This window comes from Tateyamaria sp. (assembly GCF_059783535.1).
In genome coordinates, this window is sequence record NZ_JBYNDP010000079.1 from 1 (window position 1) to 15,720 (window position 15,720).

The 15,720-nt window shown below is 58.6% G+C and carries 16 protein-coding genes; 14 read left to right on the forward strand and 2 right to left on the reverse strand.

The genetic code is table 11. The features are described 5' to 3' along the window. The 5 genes from AC6RA8_RS14740 to AC6RA8_RS14760 form a co-directional block, all read left to right on the forward strand. Positions 1–204: ABC transporter ATP-binding protein C-terminal domain-containing protein (locus AC6RA8_RS14740; RefSeq protein ID WP_500353488.1), on the forward strand; the 204-nt coding region annotated here is incomplete at its 5' end. Next, positions 197–691 carry a hypothetical protein gene (locus AC6RA8_RS14745; protein ID WP_500353489.1) on the forward strand — a complete coding sequence of 165 codons (495 nt, stop codon included), beginning with the start codon at positions 197–199 and terminating at the stop codon, positions 689–691. The genes AC6RA8_RS14740 and AC6RA8_RS14745, both read left to right, overlap by 8 nt. Before the next feature lie 82 nt (positions 692–773). Then, positions 774–1,268: a hypothetical protein gene (locus AC6RA8_RS14750; RefSeq protein ID WP_500353490.1), complete on the forward strand. Its 495-nt coding sequence runs from the start codon at positions 774–776 to the stop codon at positions 1,266–1,268. Beyond that, entirely contained in the window at positions 1,265–1,807 is a 543-nt protein-coding gene (locus tag AC6RA8_RS14755) for a hypothetical protein (RefSeq protein WP_500353491.1), read from the forward strand. The genes AC6RA8_RS14750 and AC6RA8_RS14755 overlap by 4 nt, the downstream gene beginning before the upstream one ends. Positions 1,808–1,810: 3 nt before the next feature. After that, a complete protein-coding gene (locus tag AC6RA8_RS14760; RefSeq protein ID WP_500353492.1) occupies positions 1,811–2,842 on the forward strand; it encodes a branched-chain amino acid ABC transporter permease in 1,032 nt (343 codons plus the stop codon). 12 nt (positions 2,843–2,854) lie between these two features. Here the strand turns inward: AC6RA8_RS14760 and AC6RA8_RS14765 are convergent, their stop codons facing one another. After that, on the reverse strand, positions 2,855–3,184 hold the full coding sequence (locus AC6RA8_RS14765) for an SHOCT domain-containing protein (RefSeq protein ID WP_299203806.1): 330 nt from the start codon (positions 3,182–3,184) through the stop codon (positions 2,855–2,857). A 126-nt stretch (positions 3,185–3,310) separates the two neighbouring features. Between AC6RA8_RS14765 and AC6RA8_RS14770 the strand changes: the two genes are divergently transcribed. The 6 genes from AC6RA8_RS14770 (at position 3,311) to AC6RA8_RS14795 (ending at position 8,536) form a co-directional block, all read left to right on the forward strand. Further along, positions 3,311–4,387 carry a branched-chain amino acid ABC transporter permease gene (locus AC6RA8_RS14770; RefSeq protein WP_500353493.1) on the forward strand — a complete coding sequence of 359 codons (1,077 nt, stop codon included), beginning with the start codon at positions 3,311–3,313 and terminating at the stop codon, positions 4,385–4,387. 88 nt (positions 4,388–4,475) lie between these two features. After that, on the forward strand, positions 4,476–5,750 hold the full coding sequence (locus AC6RA8_RS14775) for an ABC transporter substrate-binding protein (protein WP_500353494.1): 1,275 nt from the start codon (positions 4,476–4,478) through the stop codon (positions 5,748–5,750). A gap of 68 nt (positions 5,751–5,818) precedes the next feature. Beyond that, positions 5,819–6,643, forward strand: coding sequence for an ABC transporter ATP-binding protein (locus AC6RA8_RS14780; protein WP_500353495.1), 825 nt, complete (start codon positions 5,819–5,821; stop codon positions 6,641–6,643). A gap of 12 nt (positions 6,644–6,655) precedes the next feature. Further along, positions 6,656–7,036 carry a cupin domain-containing protein gene (locus tag AC6RA8_RS14785; protein ID WP_500353496.1) on the forward strand — a complete coding sequence of 127 codons (381 nt, stop codon included), beginning with the start codon at positions 6,656–6,658 and terminating at the stop codon, positions 7,034–7,036. A 1-nt stretch (position 7,037) separates the two neighbouring features. Beyond that, complete coding sequence (locus AC6RA8_RS14790; protein ID WP_500353497.1) at positions 7,038–7,325, forward strand: DUF6958 family protein; 288 nt, start codon at positions 7,038–7,040, stop codon at positions 7,323–7,325. Then, positions 7,322–8,536 carry a phenylacetate--CoA ligase family protein gene (locus AC6RA8_RS14795; RefSeq protein ID WP_500353498.1) on the forward strand — a complete coding sequence of 405 codons (1,215 nt, stop codon included), beginning with the start codon at positions 7,322–7,324 and terminating at the stop codon, positions 8,534–8,536. Before AC6RA8_RS14790 ends, AC6RA8_RS14795 begins: the two co-directional genes overlap by 4 nt. Here AC6RA8_RS14795 and AC6RA8_RS14800 read toward each other — a convergent pair. Further along, complete coding sequence (locus tag AC6RA8_RS14800; protein WP_500353499.1) at positions 8,533–8,889, reverse strand: DUF1428 domain-containing protein; 357 nt, start codon at positions 8,887–8,889, stop codon at positions 8,533–8,535. The two genes, AC6RA8_RS14795 and AC6RA8_RS14800, sit on opposite strands and share 4 nt — an antisense overlap. Positions 8,890–9,088: 199 nt before the next feature. Here AC6RA8_RS14800 and AC6RA8_RS14805 point away from each other — a divergent pair, with 199 nt between their 5' ends. The 3 genes from AC6RA8_RS14805 to AC6RA8_RS14815 form a co-directional block, all read left to right on the forward strand. Beyond that, positions 9,089–10,693 carry an ABC transporter permease gene (locus AC6RA8_RS14805; RefSeq protein WP_500353504.1) on the forward strand — a complete coding sequence of 535 codons (1,605 nt, stop codon included), beginning with the start codon at positions 9,089–9,091 and terminating at the stop codon, positions 10,691–10,693. A gap of 922 nt (positions 10,694–11,615) precedes the next feature. Further along, complete coding sequence (locus AC6RA8_RS14810; RefSeq protein WP_500353500.1) at positions 11,616–13,505, forward strand: SLC13 family permease; 1,890 nt, start codon at positions 11,616–11,618, stop codon at positions 13,503–13,505. A gap of 464 nt (positions 13,506–13,969) precedes the next feature. Further along, a partial coding sequence (locus AC6RA8_RS14815; protein ID WP_500353501.1) for a beta strand repeat-containing protein occupies positions 13,970–15,720 on the forward strand: 1,751 nt, incomplete at its 3' end.

Genomic DNA, 15,720 nt, shown 5'->3' on the forward strand with positions numbered 1-15,720 from the left:
GACATGAGCCGCTTCATCCTCGACGTGAATGATGAGTTCGGGACGACCATTGCGCTGATCGAACACGATATGGGTGTGGTGATGGACCTGTCCGACCGGGTGGTTGTCATGGACTATGGCAAGAAGATTGGGGACGGCTCACCAGACGATGTGCGCAACAATCAGGATGTGATCGACGCCTATCTTGGGGTGTCGCATGACTGAATGGACCCCCGGCAACAGGGTGTCACCCCGCGTACATCGCGCGGACACCCCCTGTGCACTGCCAACGCACTGTGTTCTGGCGCTTTGCGCAACGCTTTTGCCGGGTGTGGCGCTGGCTGGGCCGGGATGGGATGCCTTTGTGGCGCGGTGTCTTGATCCATTTGAGCATCAAACATCGCCCATTGTAGACGATTTGGCCGAACAGCCAGCGGACCAGATGCATGATGCGATCCGGGTCTACGCTGCGGATGCGTTCACCTTGTTGCTGGATGCGGCACCTGCACTGGGCGATCGAGCGTGCGCCGTTGAGGTGCCAGAGGCGGCCGTGGATGCCATGGCCGAGGATTGGGTGTCTGCGCAAGTTGCTTCGGGTCGTTATGTGCGTGAAGCCGATTGGTTGGTGAGCAACGAATGGATCGAACCGCGAGTCATGGTTCGCATCGACGATGGTGCGTTCCGCGTCGTGGAGACTGATCTTGAGAGCTAGGCTGTTGGCCATATGTGCCGCCCTCTGGGCTGGCCCTGCGCTGGCGAGTGAGCCTGCGATTTGTGATCCGTCTCAGCCTCGCATGGCGGGGCTCTGCGACGTGATCGAAGCGCAATGCCTGACCTATCTGGAGGATCCGGCCAGCCTGTCGCCACGAGACATCATGCCGATTCCGCGCACGTTCCGCCGGTACTTTGAAAGCACACTGAATTCTTATGCGCTGGGCTATCAGGAAACGGATCTGCCCAACACGCTGGTGGTGTTCATGTATGACGAACCCGCCTGCGAGATCATCAGCCATGGGTTCAGTTATTCCGAGTTGCTGATGGCGTTCAACGAATGGCGAGGCGGGGCCGGTGCCCGGTTCGTGTCGACAACCGCCTTTGAACCCGTGAGCCGAGTGACCATGGATCGTGCGTTTGCCGCCGCATTTCTCGCGGCCCCACGCCGCGATGGGCGCGTGACCGAGATCACCCTGAACTGGAACCTGACATTCGAAGGGCTGACCCGTCTGCGGGTGAGTTACCAACCGCTTCGCGATCACACGGCTGATTTGATGGGGGTTGCGTTGAAATGAGGGCAATCGCATGTATCGCGGCGTTGCTTGCCATGCCTCACCTTGCCACGGCGCAGGAGCAGGCGGCATTTGACGCGGGGCTTGGAGAATGTGCCCGCTACATCACGGCAAAGCCGGTTGTGCCATGGAGCTTTCAAACGGCACCGGCTGCGCTGGATGAGGACGAGGGTGGCACAAGCGCGACTGTGGTTTATCCGCAGGGTTCGGGCGGGAATTTCGATTTTGCCGTTGGGTTTGGATATTCCAAGGGCAACTCGACAACGCCGGGCAGTTGGACATGCAGCGGGGCGGGGCCAAAAGCGCCCCAGTGGCCGCAATTCAATGTCACCGGCTGGATTGGAGCGGATGCGCGTCTGCGTTCAAATGGACTAGTCGAACTCAAGTTCCCGCCACCGCAACGCGCCTATGCCAATTGCACGGCCGAGACACCGGATGTGTATTTCTTGTTCAACGCAGGTGATGGGGATCGGGTGGTGTTCGCCGCAACGACCGGACCGGCCGCGGCTGCGTTTTGTACCTCTATGGGATGGAAAGGGTAAATCGTGTCTGACCAACTGATCTATGCCAGCGAGGTGTTCCTCAACGGTCTGATGGCCGGGGTGCTCTATGCCCTTGTGGCGCTGGGTTTTGTCCTGATCTTCAAGGCGTCTGGCATCTTCAACTTTGCCCAAGGGGTCATGGCGCTTTTCGCAGCCATGACGCTGGTGGGTATCCAGTCGGGGCAGGTACCCTTCGCGCATCTGATCAACGCAATTTTCGGAACCAAGATTCACCACTTTGGATGGCACGTACATTCAGTGGTCGCCATCCTTTTGACGGTGGTGGTGATGATCCTGCTGGCTTGGATGGTGCAACGCTTCATCTTCAAGCATCTCGTGGGGCAAGAGCCGATTATCCTGTTCATGGCGACCATCGGTCTGGCCTATCTGCTCGAAGGCGTCGCAGACCTGATGTGGGGGTCCGAAATCAAGAAGCTGGACGTCTGTCTGGCCGAAGGGACATGCCTGCCGCAGGGCATCAACCTTGCCATTGATGAGGCGACGTTCAACCTGTTTGGCTACGGGTTCTTCATCGACAATCTGGACATCACGGCGACGATCATTGCGATCCTGCTGGTGACGGCGTTGGTGATCTTTTCGCAATACACCAAGCAGGGGCGGGCCATGCGAGCGGTCGCGGATGACCACCAGGCGGCGTTGTCCGTCGGCGTGTCGCTCAACTACATCTGGATTCTGGTGTGGTCGGTTGCCGGCTTTGTGGCACTTGTCGCTGGCATCATGTGGGGTGCGAAATCGGGCGTGCAGTTTTCGCTGTCGCTAATCGCGCTCAAGGCGCTGCCAGTGCTTATGCTGGGTGGGTTCACATCCATCCCCGGCGCGATCGTGGGCGGTCTGATCATCGGTGTCGGTGAGAAGCTGTTCGAGTTCTTTATGTCCTCTGGTGATCTGGCGGGCGCACTCTTTGGCTTTACCATGAACGCGACCGAGAACTGGTTTGCCTATGTGCTTGCGCTGATCTTCCTCGTGTTCCGCCCGCAGGGCCTGTTTGGGGAGAAGATCATTGAGCGTGTGTGAGGCAAATCGTGGCTACCCATCCAACTGCCGGTACAGTGTCACCGTCACCGCGGCCAACACCGTGATGGACAATGTCATCGCCAGCATGAGGTCGCCGGTCAGCAGCAATGTCGAGCCTGCGCATAATGTCAGCACAAAGATGCACAGCAGCAGCGTTGGCCCGAGCCGTGGTGCAGGAGGGCGGCGTCGTGCGGCCCCTGCGCTTGTATGGACAGCAACCTCATCCGCATCCGGTACGGACTCGAATAGCTTGGCCTTGGCCGCCGCAAGATCGACAGCATTAATTTCACCCCGCGCATGCGCGGCATCCAGACGACGGATGTCGTCAAGTATCGCGGTCATAGATCCCACTCCATTTTCCCATGGTCAGAGTGTCATGGGATCGGGGGGGAAATGTGGCAAAACGCAGAAACCCGGCAATGTGGTTAAAGCCGCATTCACCATGCGCGCAATGGGAGGACGCATCTGATGTTCTATCGAGAGGCGGGCGATTTTTCGACGACATATCCGCAGGATAGCCAGACCTTCCCGATCAAGTTCGACCGCTATCGGTACTACTTTGTGCTGGCCGTGGCCGTGTTGGTCATGCCCTTCGTGATGACGGATTATCTGGTCAATTCTATCTTTTTGCCCTTTTTGATCTACGCCATCGCGGCCATTGGACTAAACATCCTGACCGGCTATTGCGGGCAAGTATCGCTGGGCACGGGCGGGTTCATGGCTGTTGGGGCTTATGCTTGCTACAAGCTGATGACCGCCTTTCCGGACGTGAACATCTTTTTCCACGTGATCCTCGCGGGGGGCATTACGGCGCTGGTCGGCACGGCCTTTGGTTTGCCTAGTTTGCGGATCAAGGGGTTCTACCTGGCCGTGGCCACGTTGGCGGCGCAGTTCTTCCTTGTTTGGCTCTTCAACAAGGTGTCATGGTTCTACAACTACTCGGCATCGGGCCAAATCAACGCGCCCGAACGGACTGTTTTTGGCATTGAGGTCACCGGACCCAACACGGAAGCGTGGGCCACATACCTGTTTTGCCTCGTCTTCACCGTGGGTGCAGCCATCATCGCCCGCAATCTGACACGTGGGTCCGTGGGACGCGAATGGATGGCCATCCGTGACATGGACATTGCGGCAGAGATCATCGGGGTGAACCCATTAAAGGCCAAACTGACGGCCTTTGCCGTTTCGTCCTTCTTTGTGGGCGTCTCTGGCGCACTGTTCTTTGCCGTCTATCTGGGCGCGGTTGAGGTGGGCGAGGTGTTCGGCATCACCAAGTCTTTCCTGGTTCTATTCATGATCATCATCGGAGGCCTTGGGTCGATCTTTGGCTCCTTTGCTGGTGCTGCGTTCCTTGTGGTGCTGCCTGTGGTGCTCAAGATCGTAGGTGTGGACCTGATGGGCTGGCCGACGGACATTGTTGCCCACTTCCAACTTGTCATCGTGGGCGGGCTGATCATCATGTTCCTGATCCTTGAACCGCACGGGCTGGCGCAGCTGTGGCGTGTTGCCAAGGAGAAATTGAGATTGTGGCCATTCCCGCACTGACGGGGGCCACCAAGAATGGCGGGGTGAACCCCGCCCTATGGATGGGCCTCAGGGCTCGCATCGGACAACCACTAGGGAGGAATTACCGATGAAATACAAACTAGGCACCTACGCCGTCGCAGCCATGATGGCGGCAAGCCCGGTGATGGCGGACCTCGTGTTCCCGTCGCTCAGCTACCGGACTGGCCCATACGCGGCGGGGGGCATCCCCTTTGCCGATGGGTATGCGGACTATTTCACGCTGTTGAACGAACGTGACGGCGGGATCGGTGGCGTGGCCACGCGCGTGCTGGAATGCGAGACGGGCTACAACACCGAGAAAGGTGTGGAATGCTACGAGTCGACCAAGGGCGAAGGTTCTCTGGTTTACCAACCGCTGTCGACCGGCATCACCTACCAGCTGATCCCCAAGACGACGGCTGACAACATCCCCATGCACACCATGGGCTATGGCCGGACCTCTGCGGCGAACGGCGAAGTGTTCAGCCACACGTTCAACTACCCCGCCAACTACTGGAACGGTGCCTCGGGTGCGATCAACTACCTGATGAGCCAAGGCGACATCGCGGGCAAGAAGATCGCGCTGGTCTACCATAACTCCGCCTATGGTAAAGAGCCGATCCGCACGCTTGAAGAGCTGTCGGAGAAGCATGGCTTTGAGTTGATGCTGGTGGCCGTGGATCACCCCGGTCAGGAGCAGAAGTCGCAGTGGCTGCAAATCCGCCGTGAGCGTCCCGACAATGTCATCATGTATGGCTGGGGTGTCATGAACCAGGTGGCGATCCAGGAAGCGGCCAACATCCGGTATCCGATGGAAAACTTTATCGGCATCTGGTGGTCGGGTTCTGAAAATGACGTGCTGCCTGCGGGTGACGCGGCCAATGGCTACAAGGCGCTGACGTTCCACGGTGTGGGCAGCGACTTCCCCGTCTTTGACGACATCCAGAAATATGTTGTGGATGCGGGCAAGGCAGCTGGTGCCGGTGATCAGATCGGTACGGTACTTTACAACCGGGGTCTCTATGCCGCGATGTTGGCGGCCGAAGCGGCCAAGACCGCGCAGGAAATCCACGGCACTGCCGAGATCACGCCTGCAATGATGCGTGACGGCATGGAAGCGCTGGAAATCACCGAAGCCAAGATGACCGAACTGGGTCTGCCGGGCTTTGGTCCGTCCTTCAACGTGTCCTGTGGAAACCACGGTGGCCCTGGTCTGATCGGTATGACCCAGTGGGATGCCTCCGCGGGCACATGGTCGCTGATCTCTGAATTCGCAGCGACTGACATGGATGTGATCCAACCGCTGATCGACGAAGACAGCGCGTCCTACGCCAGCGAGAACAACATCGAAGCGGGCTGCTAAGCCTGTAACCCGGCGGCGGCATCCGTCGCCGCTGGGATCCATGAGAATTTTGACAGGACAGGTGGCACATGCTGGATGCCCAGGCACAGACCGAAACCGTTCTTGAGGTCAACAATATCGAGGTGATCTACAACCACGTGATCCTCGTGCTGAAAGGCGTGAGCCTTAAGGTGCCCAAGGGTGGCATCACCGCGTTGCTGGGTGGCAACGGGGCGGGCAAGACCACCACTTTGAAAGCCATTTCGGGTCTGCTGGCGTCTGAACGCGGTGAAGTGACCAAGGGATCCATCCTCTATCACGGTGAAAACACCGCCGAGAAGGACCCGGCGGATCTGGTCAAGCGCGGTGTGGTGCAGGTGATGGAAGGCCGTCACTGCTTTGAGCACCTGACGGTAGAAGAAAACCTACTGACCGGCTCCTATACCCGCACCGACGGCAAGGGCGCGATCGTGGCGGACCTTGAGATGGTGTACAACTATTTCCCGCGCCTGCGCGAGCGACGGAAGTCGCAGGCCGGTTACACCTCAGGCGGTGAGCAGCAGATGTGTGCCATCGGGCGCGCGCTCATGTCCCGGCCCGAAACCATCCTGCTGGATGAACCATCGATGGGTTTGGCACCGCAGCTGGTGGAACAGATTTTCGGCATCGTGAAATCGGTGAACGAGAATGAAGGCGTGACCTTCCTTCTTGCCGAGCAGAATACAAACGTGGCCCTGCGCTTTGCGCATTATGGGTACATCCTCGAATCCGGGCGCGTGGTGATGGATGGCCCGGCCGCAGAGTTGCGCGAGAATCCGGACGTGAAAGAATTCTATCTCGGCATGTCGGACGAAGGGCGCAAATCCTTCCGCGACGTGCGGTCTTATCGCCGCCGCAAACGGTGGCTGAGCTAAGGGAGTCTGGACATGAAGCGACTCGTTCTTACCGTAGCAGCCCTCTTGATGGCGGGAACCGCCTGGGCGCAGGACATCGCACGCGAAGAAATCCGTCGCGTTGCCGTGCCGGGATCGGACACGATGGAAGTGGTTGTTTTCCGTCTGACCGTGCCGGTCGGGGCAGCCATACCACTGCACACCCATCCTGGTGACGAACATACAGTGGTCGTTACCCCGGCGCGTGCCGAGGCCCCCAACGGCAACATCGTCGAGTTCGCTGTTGGAACGCCGCTCTACTTCCCCGAAGGACAGGTGCATGGCGGTCTGACCAATGTGGGCGACGCGCCGATGGTGGCGATCACCACTTTTGTCGTGCGTAAGGGCGAACCACTCACTGTTCTGGCCAACTGAAATGGACAAGGTCGCCTGCCGCACCCCCGCCGAAGGACGCGATGGAGTGACGAACATCCCGGCGTGGAAGTTCGATGCTGTGCGGACAGCGATATTGGACGCACTCGGCGGTGGGCCGATCCTCTACAAGGATCTGAATGCAGCGGTGGAAGCACGGCTGGATGCCCAAATGCTCGCCGACTTGGGAAAGCTTGGGTGGCATGTCGTGACAGTAAAGCTCGAGATGGAAGTCCGGGGCGAAATCGAACGCCTTGATGTCAAGGGCCCACAACAGATCAGGGCGGTATGAAAGAGATGCTGGACAAAGTGTATTACGACGATCTGGAAACACGCTCGACCGATGCGCGTCATACGGCCCAGCTTGAGGCGGTAAACGCGCAACTGGCTCGCGTGGCCGAGGCTGCTGGCAATTGCCTGCCCGACATTGGCAAGCTCAAGTACCTGGACGATCTGGCCCACCTGCCAGTGCTGCGGAAATCCGAGCTTGCCAAGTGGCAGGCGGAAAAGCCGCCCTTTGGTGGCATACCGGTGTCCAATGTCGCGCAAATCTTCCAATCTCCCGGACCGATCTACGAACCGGGTGGGATCAGCCATGACTGGTGGCGGATGGGCCGGTTCCTGCACGCGGCGGGTATTGGTCCGGGCGACGTGGTGCAGAATTGCTTTGGCTATCACCTGACACCTGCAGGCATGATCTTTGAAAACGGAGCACGTTCCGTAGGGGCCAAGGTGTTGCCCGCCGGTACTGGCCAGACCGAACTTCAAGTCACGGCCGCGCGGGATGTGGGCACGACGGCCTATGCAGGGACGCCGGACTACCTGAAAATCATCCTCGACAAGGCGGATGAGATGGGCGTGACGCTTAGCATCACGAAGGCTGCTGTCGGTGGCGGTGCGCTATTCCCCTCACTGCGCGAACACTACAAAGACCGCGGCATCACCTGCATGCAATCCTACGCCACGGCGGATCTGGGCAACATCGCTTACGAATCCTCGGCCCTCGAAGGCATGATCGTGGATGAAGGCGTTGTCGTTGAAATCGTTACGCCTGGTACGGGTGATCCCGTGCCTGAGGGTGAGGTTGGCGAAGTCGTCGTGACCTCGCTCAACCCCGACTATCCGTTGATTCGCTTTGCGACGGGAGACCTAAGCGCCGTGATGCCCGGGAACAGCCCTTGTGGCCGCACAAACATGCGGATCAAGGGCTGGATGGGTCGCGCCGACCAGACAACCAAGATCAAGGGGATGTTCGTGCGCCCGGAACAAGTGGCCGCATTGGTTGCCAAGCACCCCGAGGTCACCCGCGCCCGCGTCATTGCGCGGCGCGAAGGTCAACAGGACACAATGACGGTGCAGCTGGAAAGCCCCGGCGGGGATCAGGCTGCCTATTCACAGTCTGTGGTCGACACTCTCAAGCTCAAAGGCACAATCGAAGTACACGACCCGAACACCCTGCCCAAGGATGGTCTCGTGATCGAGGATCAGCGCAGCTACGACTAGTCCGTGATCAGCACGGGTGCGAAGCCGCCAAAGATCATGCGCCGCCCGTCAAAGGGCATGGGATTTTGGTCGGGGGCCATGCGCGGGTCATCCATGACCTTGGCCCAGGCTGCATCCCGTGTGTCCTTGTCGGGCCACATGATCCAGCCGAAGCCCACTTTTTCCCCTTCTTTCACGGCGACGGCCTTGTGTATCGACGTGATTTCGCCCGCTGGCACGTTATCTTCCCATGCGTCGACAATCGCATCGGCACCGTATTCCTTGAATACGGCGTGCTGATCTTTGAGCCACGCAACATATGTGTCGCGGTCTTCGTCGCGCACGGGAGCCATGAAGGCATCAATATAGGACATAGCAAGTTCCTCCTGCTTGGTGTGCCTGAAGCATATCAGATGTGGTGCATGTCTCGGGTGCTATACATATTGCCGGTACTGCAAAGGGCTGGAAACCCGATAGAAAACGTAAGATAACGGCGCATCCGTAGATGCAAGGTGTCCTGTGGCGCTGACCTCATTCTTCCAGTTCGACGCACCTAAAGGCGCAACACCTCGTGTGTTGCCTGTCATGGGTTGGATGGTGGCGCTGATCTGCCTGTTACCCATGCTGGCTGTGGCCCTTGCGGCCCTGACGGGCGGGACGGATACGCTGACGCACCTGCTCTCGACCGTTCTGTGGCGCTACACGGGCAATACTCTCCTGTTGGTGATCCTTGTGTCCTTTGGTACCTTTGCCATCGGCGTGGGAGCGGCGTGGCTGGTCACAATGACGCGCTTTCCCGGCGCGCGCCTGTTCGAGATTGCGCTGGTTTTGCCACTGGCTTTCCCGGCTTACGTGCTGGCCTACGCCTACACCCATATACTTGACCACCCGGGGATCGTGCAGACCACCTTGCGCGACCTAACGGGTTGGGGCCCACGAGACTACTGGTTCCCCGAAATCCGCTCGCTTGGCGGGGCTGCGGCCATGCTCGTGCTTGTGCTCTACCCCTACGTCTACCTGCTCAGCCGCGCGGCGTTCTTGCAGCAAAGCGGGTCCACTTTCATGGCCGCCCGCGCGCTTGGCTCACGCCCGCTGGTGGCCTTCTTTCGGGTCAGCCTGCCGCTTGCACGGCCTGCCATCGCCGCTGGTGTCCTGCTGGCCGTGATGGAGACGATCGCCGATTTCGGCACTGTCGCCTATTTCGGCGTGCAGACCTTTGCCACTGGCATCTACACCAGCTGGTTCTCATTGGGGGACAGGGCCGGGGCCGCACAACTGGCGCTTTGCCTGTTGTCGTTCGCGCTGCTGTTGGCGATCCTTGAACGGATGCAGCGTGGGCAGGCCAAGTATCATGACCCCAGCCGCGGGCAACGACACCACCCACCGCTCAAGCTGACGGGTTGGTCGGCTGCGGCCGCCATCATGCTGTGCGGTATCCCCGTGCTTTTCGGTGCGCTCTTTCCCATCGTCGCCCTGTTCAACATGGGCCTCGGGTCTGAGCAGGTGCTGACCAGCACGCGCTACCTCGGCTTCATCCGCAATTCTCTTGTTCTGGCCTCGACCGCTGCGGTCCTGACGCTCGGGGCGGCCATTATGGTGGGTTACTACATGCGCAACCGCCCGGGGCGGTCCTCGACCACAGCGGCCTACATTGCACGGCTCGGCTATGCCGTGCCCGGAGGTGTGATCGCCGTCGGTCTGCTGGTGCCCTTCGCCGCCTTTGACAATGCGCTGGATGCCTGGATGCGCGCGACCTTCGACATCTCGACCGGGTTGCTCATCACCGGATCAATCTGGCTTTTGGTCTTTGCCTATATGGTCCGTTTCCTCGCCGCCGCGCTTGGCGCCTACGAGGGCGGACAGGCGCTGGTGCATGCCAACATGGATGCGGCCAGCCGATCGCTGGGCAAGGGACCCTTTGCCACTCTGCGCCGGGTACACTTGCCGATCCTGACACCCAGTCTGCTGACGGCCCTGCTGATCGTTTTCGTGGATGTAATGAAAGAGCTGCCGGCCACCCTGATCATGCGCCCGTTCAACTACGACACGCTGGCGGTGCAGGCGTACAGGCTGGCGTCAGACGAACGGCTGAACGGCGCGGCGGTGCCGAGCCTTGTTATCGTCGCTGTCGGCCTCTTGCCCGTGATCCTGATATGCCGCCAGGTGGGGCGGCGCTAGGTCGGAAAAACCTCCGCATCACAATGGTGGATCTATGGCCGTGATCATTGTGAGGCAGCATTGACCTGCATGAGAAACGAGAGTGCAGCGGCAGGTTCCCGAGGCGAAGCCTTCAGGCAACGTGTTCGAGGACGCGGGCAGAAGCGGCAATTGCGCAAGTCGATTTTGCAGTTGCGGGATTGTCGGATTTTCTGTCTCGACAGAAGTCAAAAGGTAAAGGGCAGCCACGATAACGAGCAACGGACCACTGATGAACAGTGTCCGAGTTTTCATTTTTGGCGTCCCCATTTGCTCTACACCTCAGGCGCAATAACGAACCGAAGACAGCGCTGGTTGACTTTGATCAATTGTCTGCGGACACCCATGTCAGATGAGGTGGGTTACTGCTGTTCTACTGAATTCGTACGTCGTGCAACGTCGTTCTTGCCGACCGATCGAAACGGAACGACTCAACATGTGGGTTTTCCCGTCCGTCGCGGGCGGGAAAATGTACCGATACGAAACTCACAGAAAATGGCGAAGTTTTGAACGCATACACGAAGATAGGTTGGCACTTCATTTTAATCAATGAAGAGGGGATTGGACAATGGAGCAGTTGTTTAAAACGCTTCGGACAGGCAAGTTAAGCGGCTTTCCAATGGAGTTAGAGAGCTTGCAGGTGAACAAAGGCAGCTCCTTGCGGGTCTGGAACGCAATCCTATTCCGCGGCAATTCAGCAGTTACCAAAGCTGAGTTGGTTATCTGCGCTGCATTTTGCTGATTGAAGGACCGCAACGCGGATAAAGGAGCGCTGCCAACAATTGTTTCAATCACTGCTTGGCAAAGAATGGCGTCGCGAAATCATCACTGGTCAAAAAACTCGGAAGGACTGGCCCTATGCGTATCGTGAAACCGCCGCTAAGCTCGGGAGCGGGGAGAAACGATGGAAGCGACGGTTCTGACGTTAGAAATGATGGTGGTCTTGGGGCTACTGGGTTTCACTGTATTTCTGTTTGTCTCCGAGATCATCCGCATCGACTTGGCCGCGATCCTTGTCATGGTGATCTTGGGCGCATTAAGCACTTTGCCCGGGTTGGAAAGCCTTTCAAACCGGGCCGAGCTTTTTTCGGGGTTCTCTTCAAACGCGGTCATCTCAATTGTCGCTGTTATGATCATCGGGGCTGGGCTGGATAAGACCGGCCTGATGTCCAAAGTTGCCACGCTGATACTGAAACGCGGCGGCACAACCGAGCCGCGGATTATCCCGATCGTTTCGGGCACTGTCGGTGTCATCAGTTCTTTCATGCAGAACGTTGGCGCGGCGGCATTGTTCCTGCCCGTCATCAGCCGCATATCCGCCCGGACCGAAATACCCATGAGCCGTTTGGCCATGCCAATGGGGTTCTGTGCGATCCTTGGCGGGACCATTACGATGGTCGGGTCCTCTCCGCTGATCTTGTTGAACGATTTGCTGATTGCGGCGAACCCCACCTTGCCAGCCGATCAGCAGATGGAGCCATTCGGCCTGTTTTCGGTCACGCCCATTGGCGTGATGTTGGTCCTGACCGGCGTTCTCTACTTTGTGTTTCTCGGCCGATGGATATTGCCCGGTCGGCGAGGACGTGGCGAAGACGCAGGTGCCGCGCGGTCGATGCAAACATATGTCGAAAACACCTATGGCCTGCGCGCTGACATGTTCGAAGTGCGCGTGCCCGAAGGGTCAATCCTGATTGGTCAGACGTTGGCCGATATCATGGTCGCACACCACATCTATATTCTCGGCACGTCTTACCGGGGTCACAAGGTCATCGCCCCAATGGCGGATACCACAATTGAGGCACCCGCACGTTTGGCTGTTCTGGGCCTGAGGCGGGTGTTGCATGATGAGTTTGCAGAACCCTACGGTTTGGAAATTCTCCCGGGTCTGGACGTGTTCGCGGATGACTTTGCCGCGACAGAATCCGGTGTTGCGGAAGTCGTCATTCCACCGGGCTCGACGGTTATAGGCCACTCGCCCATCGAACTGCGCCTGCGTCAAACCCATGGGTTGTCAATTCTGGCAATCCACCGCGGCGAGGACACGCTGAGCCATGTTGAAACCGAAGATCATGTCGCCACCCATATCGGTGAAGTAAAGCTTCAGGCAGGCGACACTCTGGTGGTTCACGTCCAATGGGAGCGCCTGACTCGGCTCAAGTCCGATCAGGACTTTGTCGTTGTGACATCGGATTTCCCGCAGGAAGAATTGCGTCCACACAAGGTTAACTGGGCGCTCGGTTTCTTTTTGATGACGCTCGGTTTGATCTTGTTCACCGACCTGCTTTTGTCACTTTGTCTGTTGGCGGGTGCGGTGGGTATGATCTTGTCGCGGGTGCTGTCGATTGATGAAGCCTATGATGCGGTCAGTTGGAGCACGGTTTTTTTGCTGGCTTCGCTGATCCCGTTAGGGATTGCGGTACAAAACACCGGAACGGCAGCGTGGATCGCTGATCAAATCCTGTCCCTGCTGGATGGCTGGCCGCTTTGGTCTCTACAGGCCGGTCTGGCGGTGCTGGCGACGGTCTTCACACTGGTGATGTCGAACGTTGGTGCGACTGTTTTGCTTGTCCCCTTGGCGATCTCCATTGCGATCTCGGCTGGAGGAGATCCGGCAGTCTTTGCATTGACGGTCGCGATTTCGACCTCCAACTCCTTCCTGATCCCGACACACCAGGTCAACGCGCTCATCATGGGTCCGGCCGGTTACCGTGTTGTAGATTTTGTCCGTTCCGGCGGGATTATGACCGTTTTGTTCCTGGTGGTCTCCATGATTGGGCTCACGCTTTTCATCTAGCGCGGTTTTGTGTTCCGCTTCGTGTGCTCCTCCAGAAAGCGTAAAGCGGGCAGCCCACAAGGCAGCAACGACGGTTGGTCACGGCTCTATCGCAGCGACGCGCGGCATGACGAAAGTCCGGAAAGGATTGTGCCGGTCATATCCGAAAGTGCCTGTTTCCTGCGTGCTGGCTTCGGATGCCAGGCGCGCTGATCCCGGGTGTGCCCGATAAACTCCGCAAACAGTTTCGTGAAATGGCGTCACCGACTAATTTCTACGCGGCCAGTTTTCAGTCTAAGTCGTTGCTTTTATTTATCATCGAGGTCACTCACTTCACGGCAGGCGTGACTATTTCTCATCCTTATACAGGGTATTCGGACCAAGAATTTCCAATACACCCACGCATCCGCACTTGGTTGAACAGCGGAGAGGCCACAGTCTCGGTCTGATCTCCGCAGCAACCAAATCTCAAGCGGAGATCACCCATGCTTTCCGAACTACTTGCAAGCCTGCGTGCCAGATTGCTGACGACCTCGTCACTGGCCCAGGAAACTGTTCGCGACGGACAGACACTGACCAATGGCTTTTTCCAAAGTACCGTTGTCGACAACACCCCGGCTTTTGTTCTGAACAACGACCTTTCCCGGTTCCTGAACTTCGGCGAGGTTGAAACCAATGGCGCACCGTCCGCCGTCTCGGTCGAGGCCGAGGACGTTCAGGTCTTCAACTTCCGCACAGGCAGCATCGAAGCCAATGGCCCAGACGCCACGGGCATCGAAGTGACTGACGGCTCCAGCGCCGACATTCGCAACTTCGGCAGCATTGCGGGCGAGTTGAATGGTGTTGAATTTAGCGGTCCAGACAGTTCGGGCACGCTCGACAACTTCCGCGGCGGTGTAATTTCGTCCGATAGCCGCGCGGTCGAGATCGAAGGCGAAGGTATCAGCGTTCGCAACTTTGGCGACATTGTCGGCACTGACAACCAGCGCAACGGCACCATCTACACCAACGCGACAGCAGAAGATGTCAGTATTTCGAACTTCACAGGCGGTACGATTGACGCAGGTGAAGGCAACGACGGCGCTGGCATTTCGTTCCAGGTCGGCGACGAAGTGGGCGACGTGGTGTCGAACGCTGTCTTCAACGGCTTTGGTGCCACCGTTCAAGGACGCGGCCAAGCGGCCTCGAACACCGGCGGCGCGGGCGACGGTATCCGCATCAACAACGGCGCAGAAGGCACAGTGTCTGACACGGACATCGTGAACTCGGGCCTTATCTCGTCCGAAAACAACAACGGCACAGCGGCAGGTATCCGTATCGCCGATGGCGCCGCAGCCGAAGGCCGTATCCTGAACACATCCACCGGTGTGATCGAAGGGGTGCGCAATGGTCTGTATATCGGCGAAGCCGAGCATGATCTGGATATCCTGAACTTCGGGACGATCCAATCTGACAGCCGCGCAGTGAACATCGATGGGACCGGCGTTGATCTGACCAACGCGGGCGACATTCTGGGAACAGATGACCAGCGCAACGGCACTGTTTACGCCGATGGTACGGCGGATGACTTCAGCGTCCGCAACCTCGCAAGCGGAACAATCGATGCAGGTGAAGGCAACCAGGGCTCTGGTTTTGGGGCCGAGATTGGTGGCGCCGCGGATGGCGCCAACACGTTCACGCTGGACAATGACGGGATCATTCAGGGCCGTGGCAATGCGCCAGCAGGCAACAACCCGGCAGGCGACGGTGTACGGATCGGCAATGTTGGCAACACCGGCACAACTGATGCCACCATCACCAACTCGGGCGAGATTCTGTCCGAAGGTGCCAACGGAACGGTCGCAGGTGTTCGCGTCGTCAATGGCGTCAACTTCCAGGGCGAGCTGTCCAACACGGGCTTGATCGCTGGTGTTCAAAACGGTGTCTACTTCGGGACAGGCGACCACGCAGGCGGTTCGTTCGTGAACGAAGCGGGCGGCGTCGTATCCTCGGACAGCCGTGCGCTGAACATCGACGGAACGGGCCTGAGCGTCGAAAACGCCGGTTCGATCATTGGTACAGCTGATCAGCGCAATGGTACTGCCTATGCCGATGGCACCGCAGACGACTTTTCCGTCGTCAACAGCGGCTCCATCGACGCCGGGGCTGGCAACCAAGGCTCCGGCTTTGGTGCCGAGATCGGTGGCGCCGCAGATGGGGTCAACAGCTTCACACTCGACAACTCCGGGACGATCCA

What these genes read in the sequence shown, in the direction of transcription:
- AC6RA8_RS14745 (WP_500353489.1), top strand. Translation starts at nt 197, where the DNA reads ATGACTGAATGGACCCCCGGCAACAGGGTGTCACCCCGCGTACATCGC.
- AC6RA8_RS14750 (WP_500353490.1), top strand. Translation starts at nt 774, where the DNA reads ATGGCGGGGCTCTGCGACGTGATCGAAGCGCAATGCCTGACCTATCTG.
- AC6RA8_RS14755 (WP_500353491.1), top strand. Translation starts at nt 1,265, where the DNA reads ATGAGGGCAATCGCATGTATCGCGGCGTTGCTTGCCATGCCTCACCTT.
- AC6RA8_RS14765 (WP_299203806.1), bottom strand. Translation starts at nt 3,184, where the DNA reads ATGACCGCGATACTTGACGACATCCGTCGTCTGGATGCCGCGCATGCG.
- AC6RA8_RS14770 (WP_500353493.1), top strand. Translation starts at nt 3,311, where the DNA reads ATGTTCTATCGAGAGGCGGGCGATTTTTCGACGACATATCCGCAGGAT.
- AC6RA8_RS14775 (WP_500353494.1), top strand. Translation starts at nt 4,476, where the DNA reads ATGAAATACAAACTAGGCACCTACGCCGTCGCAGCCATGATGGCGGCA.
- AC6RA8_RS14780 (WP_500353495.1), top strand. Translation starts at nt 5,819, where the DNA reads ATGCTGGATGCCCAGGCACAGACCGAAACCGTTCTTGAGGTCAACAAT.
- AC6RA8_RS14785 (WP_500353496.1), top strand. Translation starts at nt 6,656, where the DNA reads ATGAAGCGACTCGTTCTTACCGTAGCAGCCCTCTTGATGGCGGGAACC.
- AC6RA8_RS14790 (WP_500353497.1), top strand. Translation starts at nt 7,038, where the DNA reads ATGGACAAGGTCGCCTGCCGCACCCCCGCCGAAGGACGCGATGGAGTG.
- AC6RA8_RS14795 (WP_500353498.1), top strand. Translation starts at nt 7,322, where the DNA reads ATGAAAGAGATGCTGGACAAAGTGTATTACGACGATCTGGAAACACGC.
- AC6RA8_RS14800 (WP_500353499.1), bottom strand. Translation starts at nt 8,889, where the DNA reads ATGTCCTATATTGATGCCTTCATGGCTCCCGTGCGCGACGAAGACCGC.
- AC6RA8_RS14810 (WP_500353500.1), top strand. Translation starts at nt 11,616, where the DNA reads ATGGAAGCGACGGTTCTGACGTTAGAAATGATGGTGGTCTTGGGGCTA.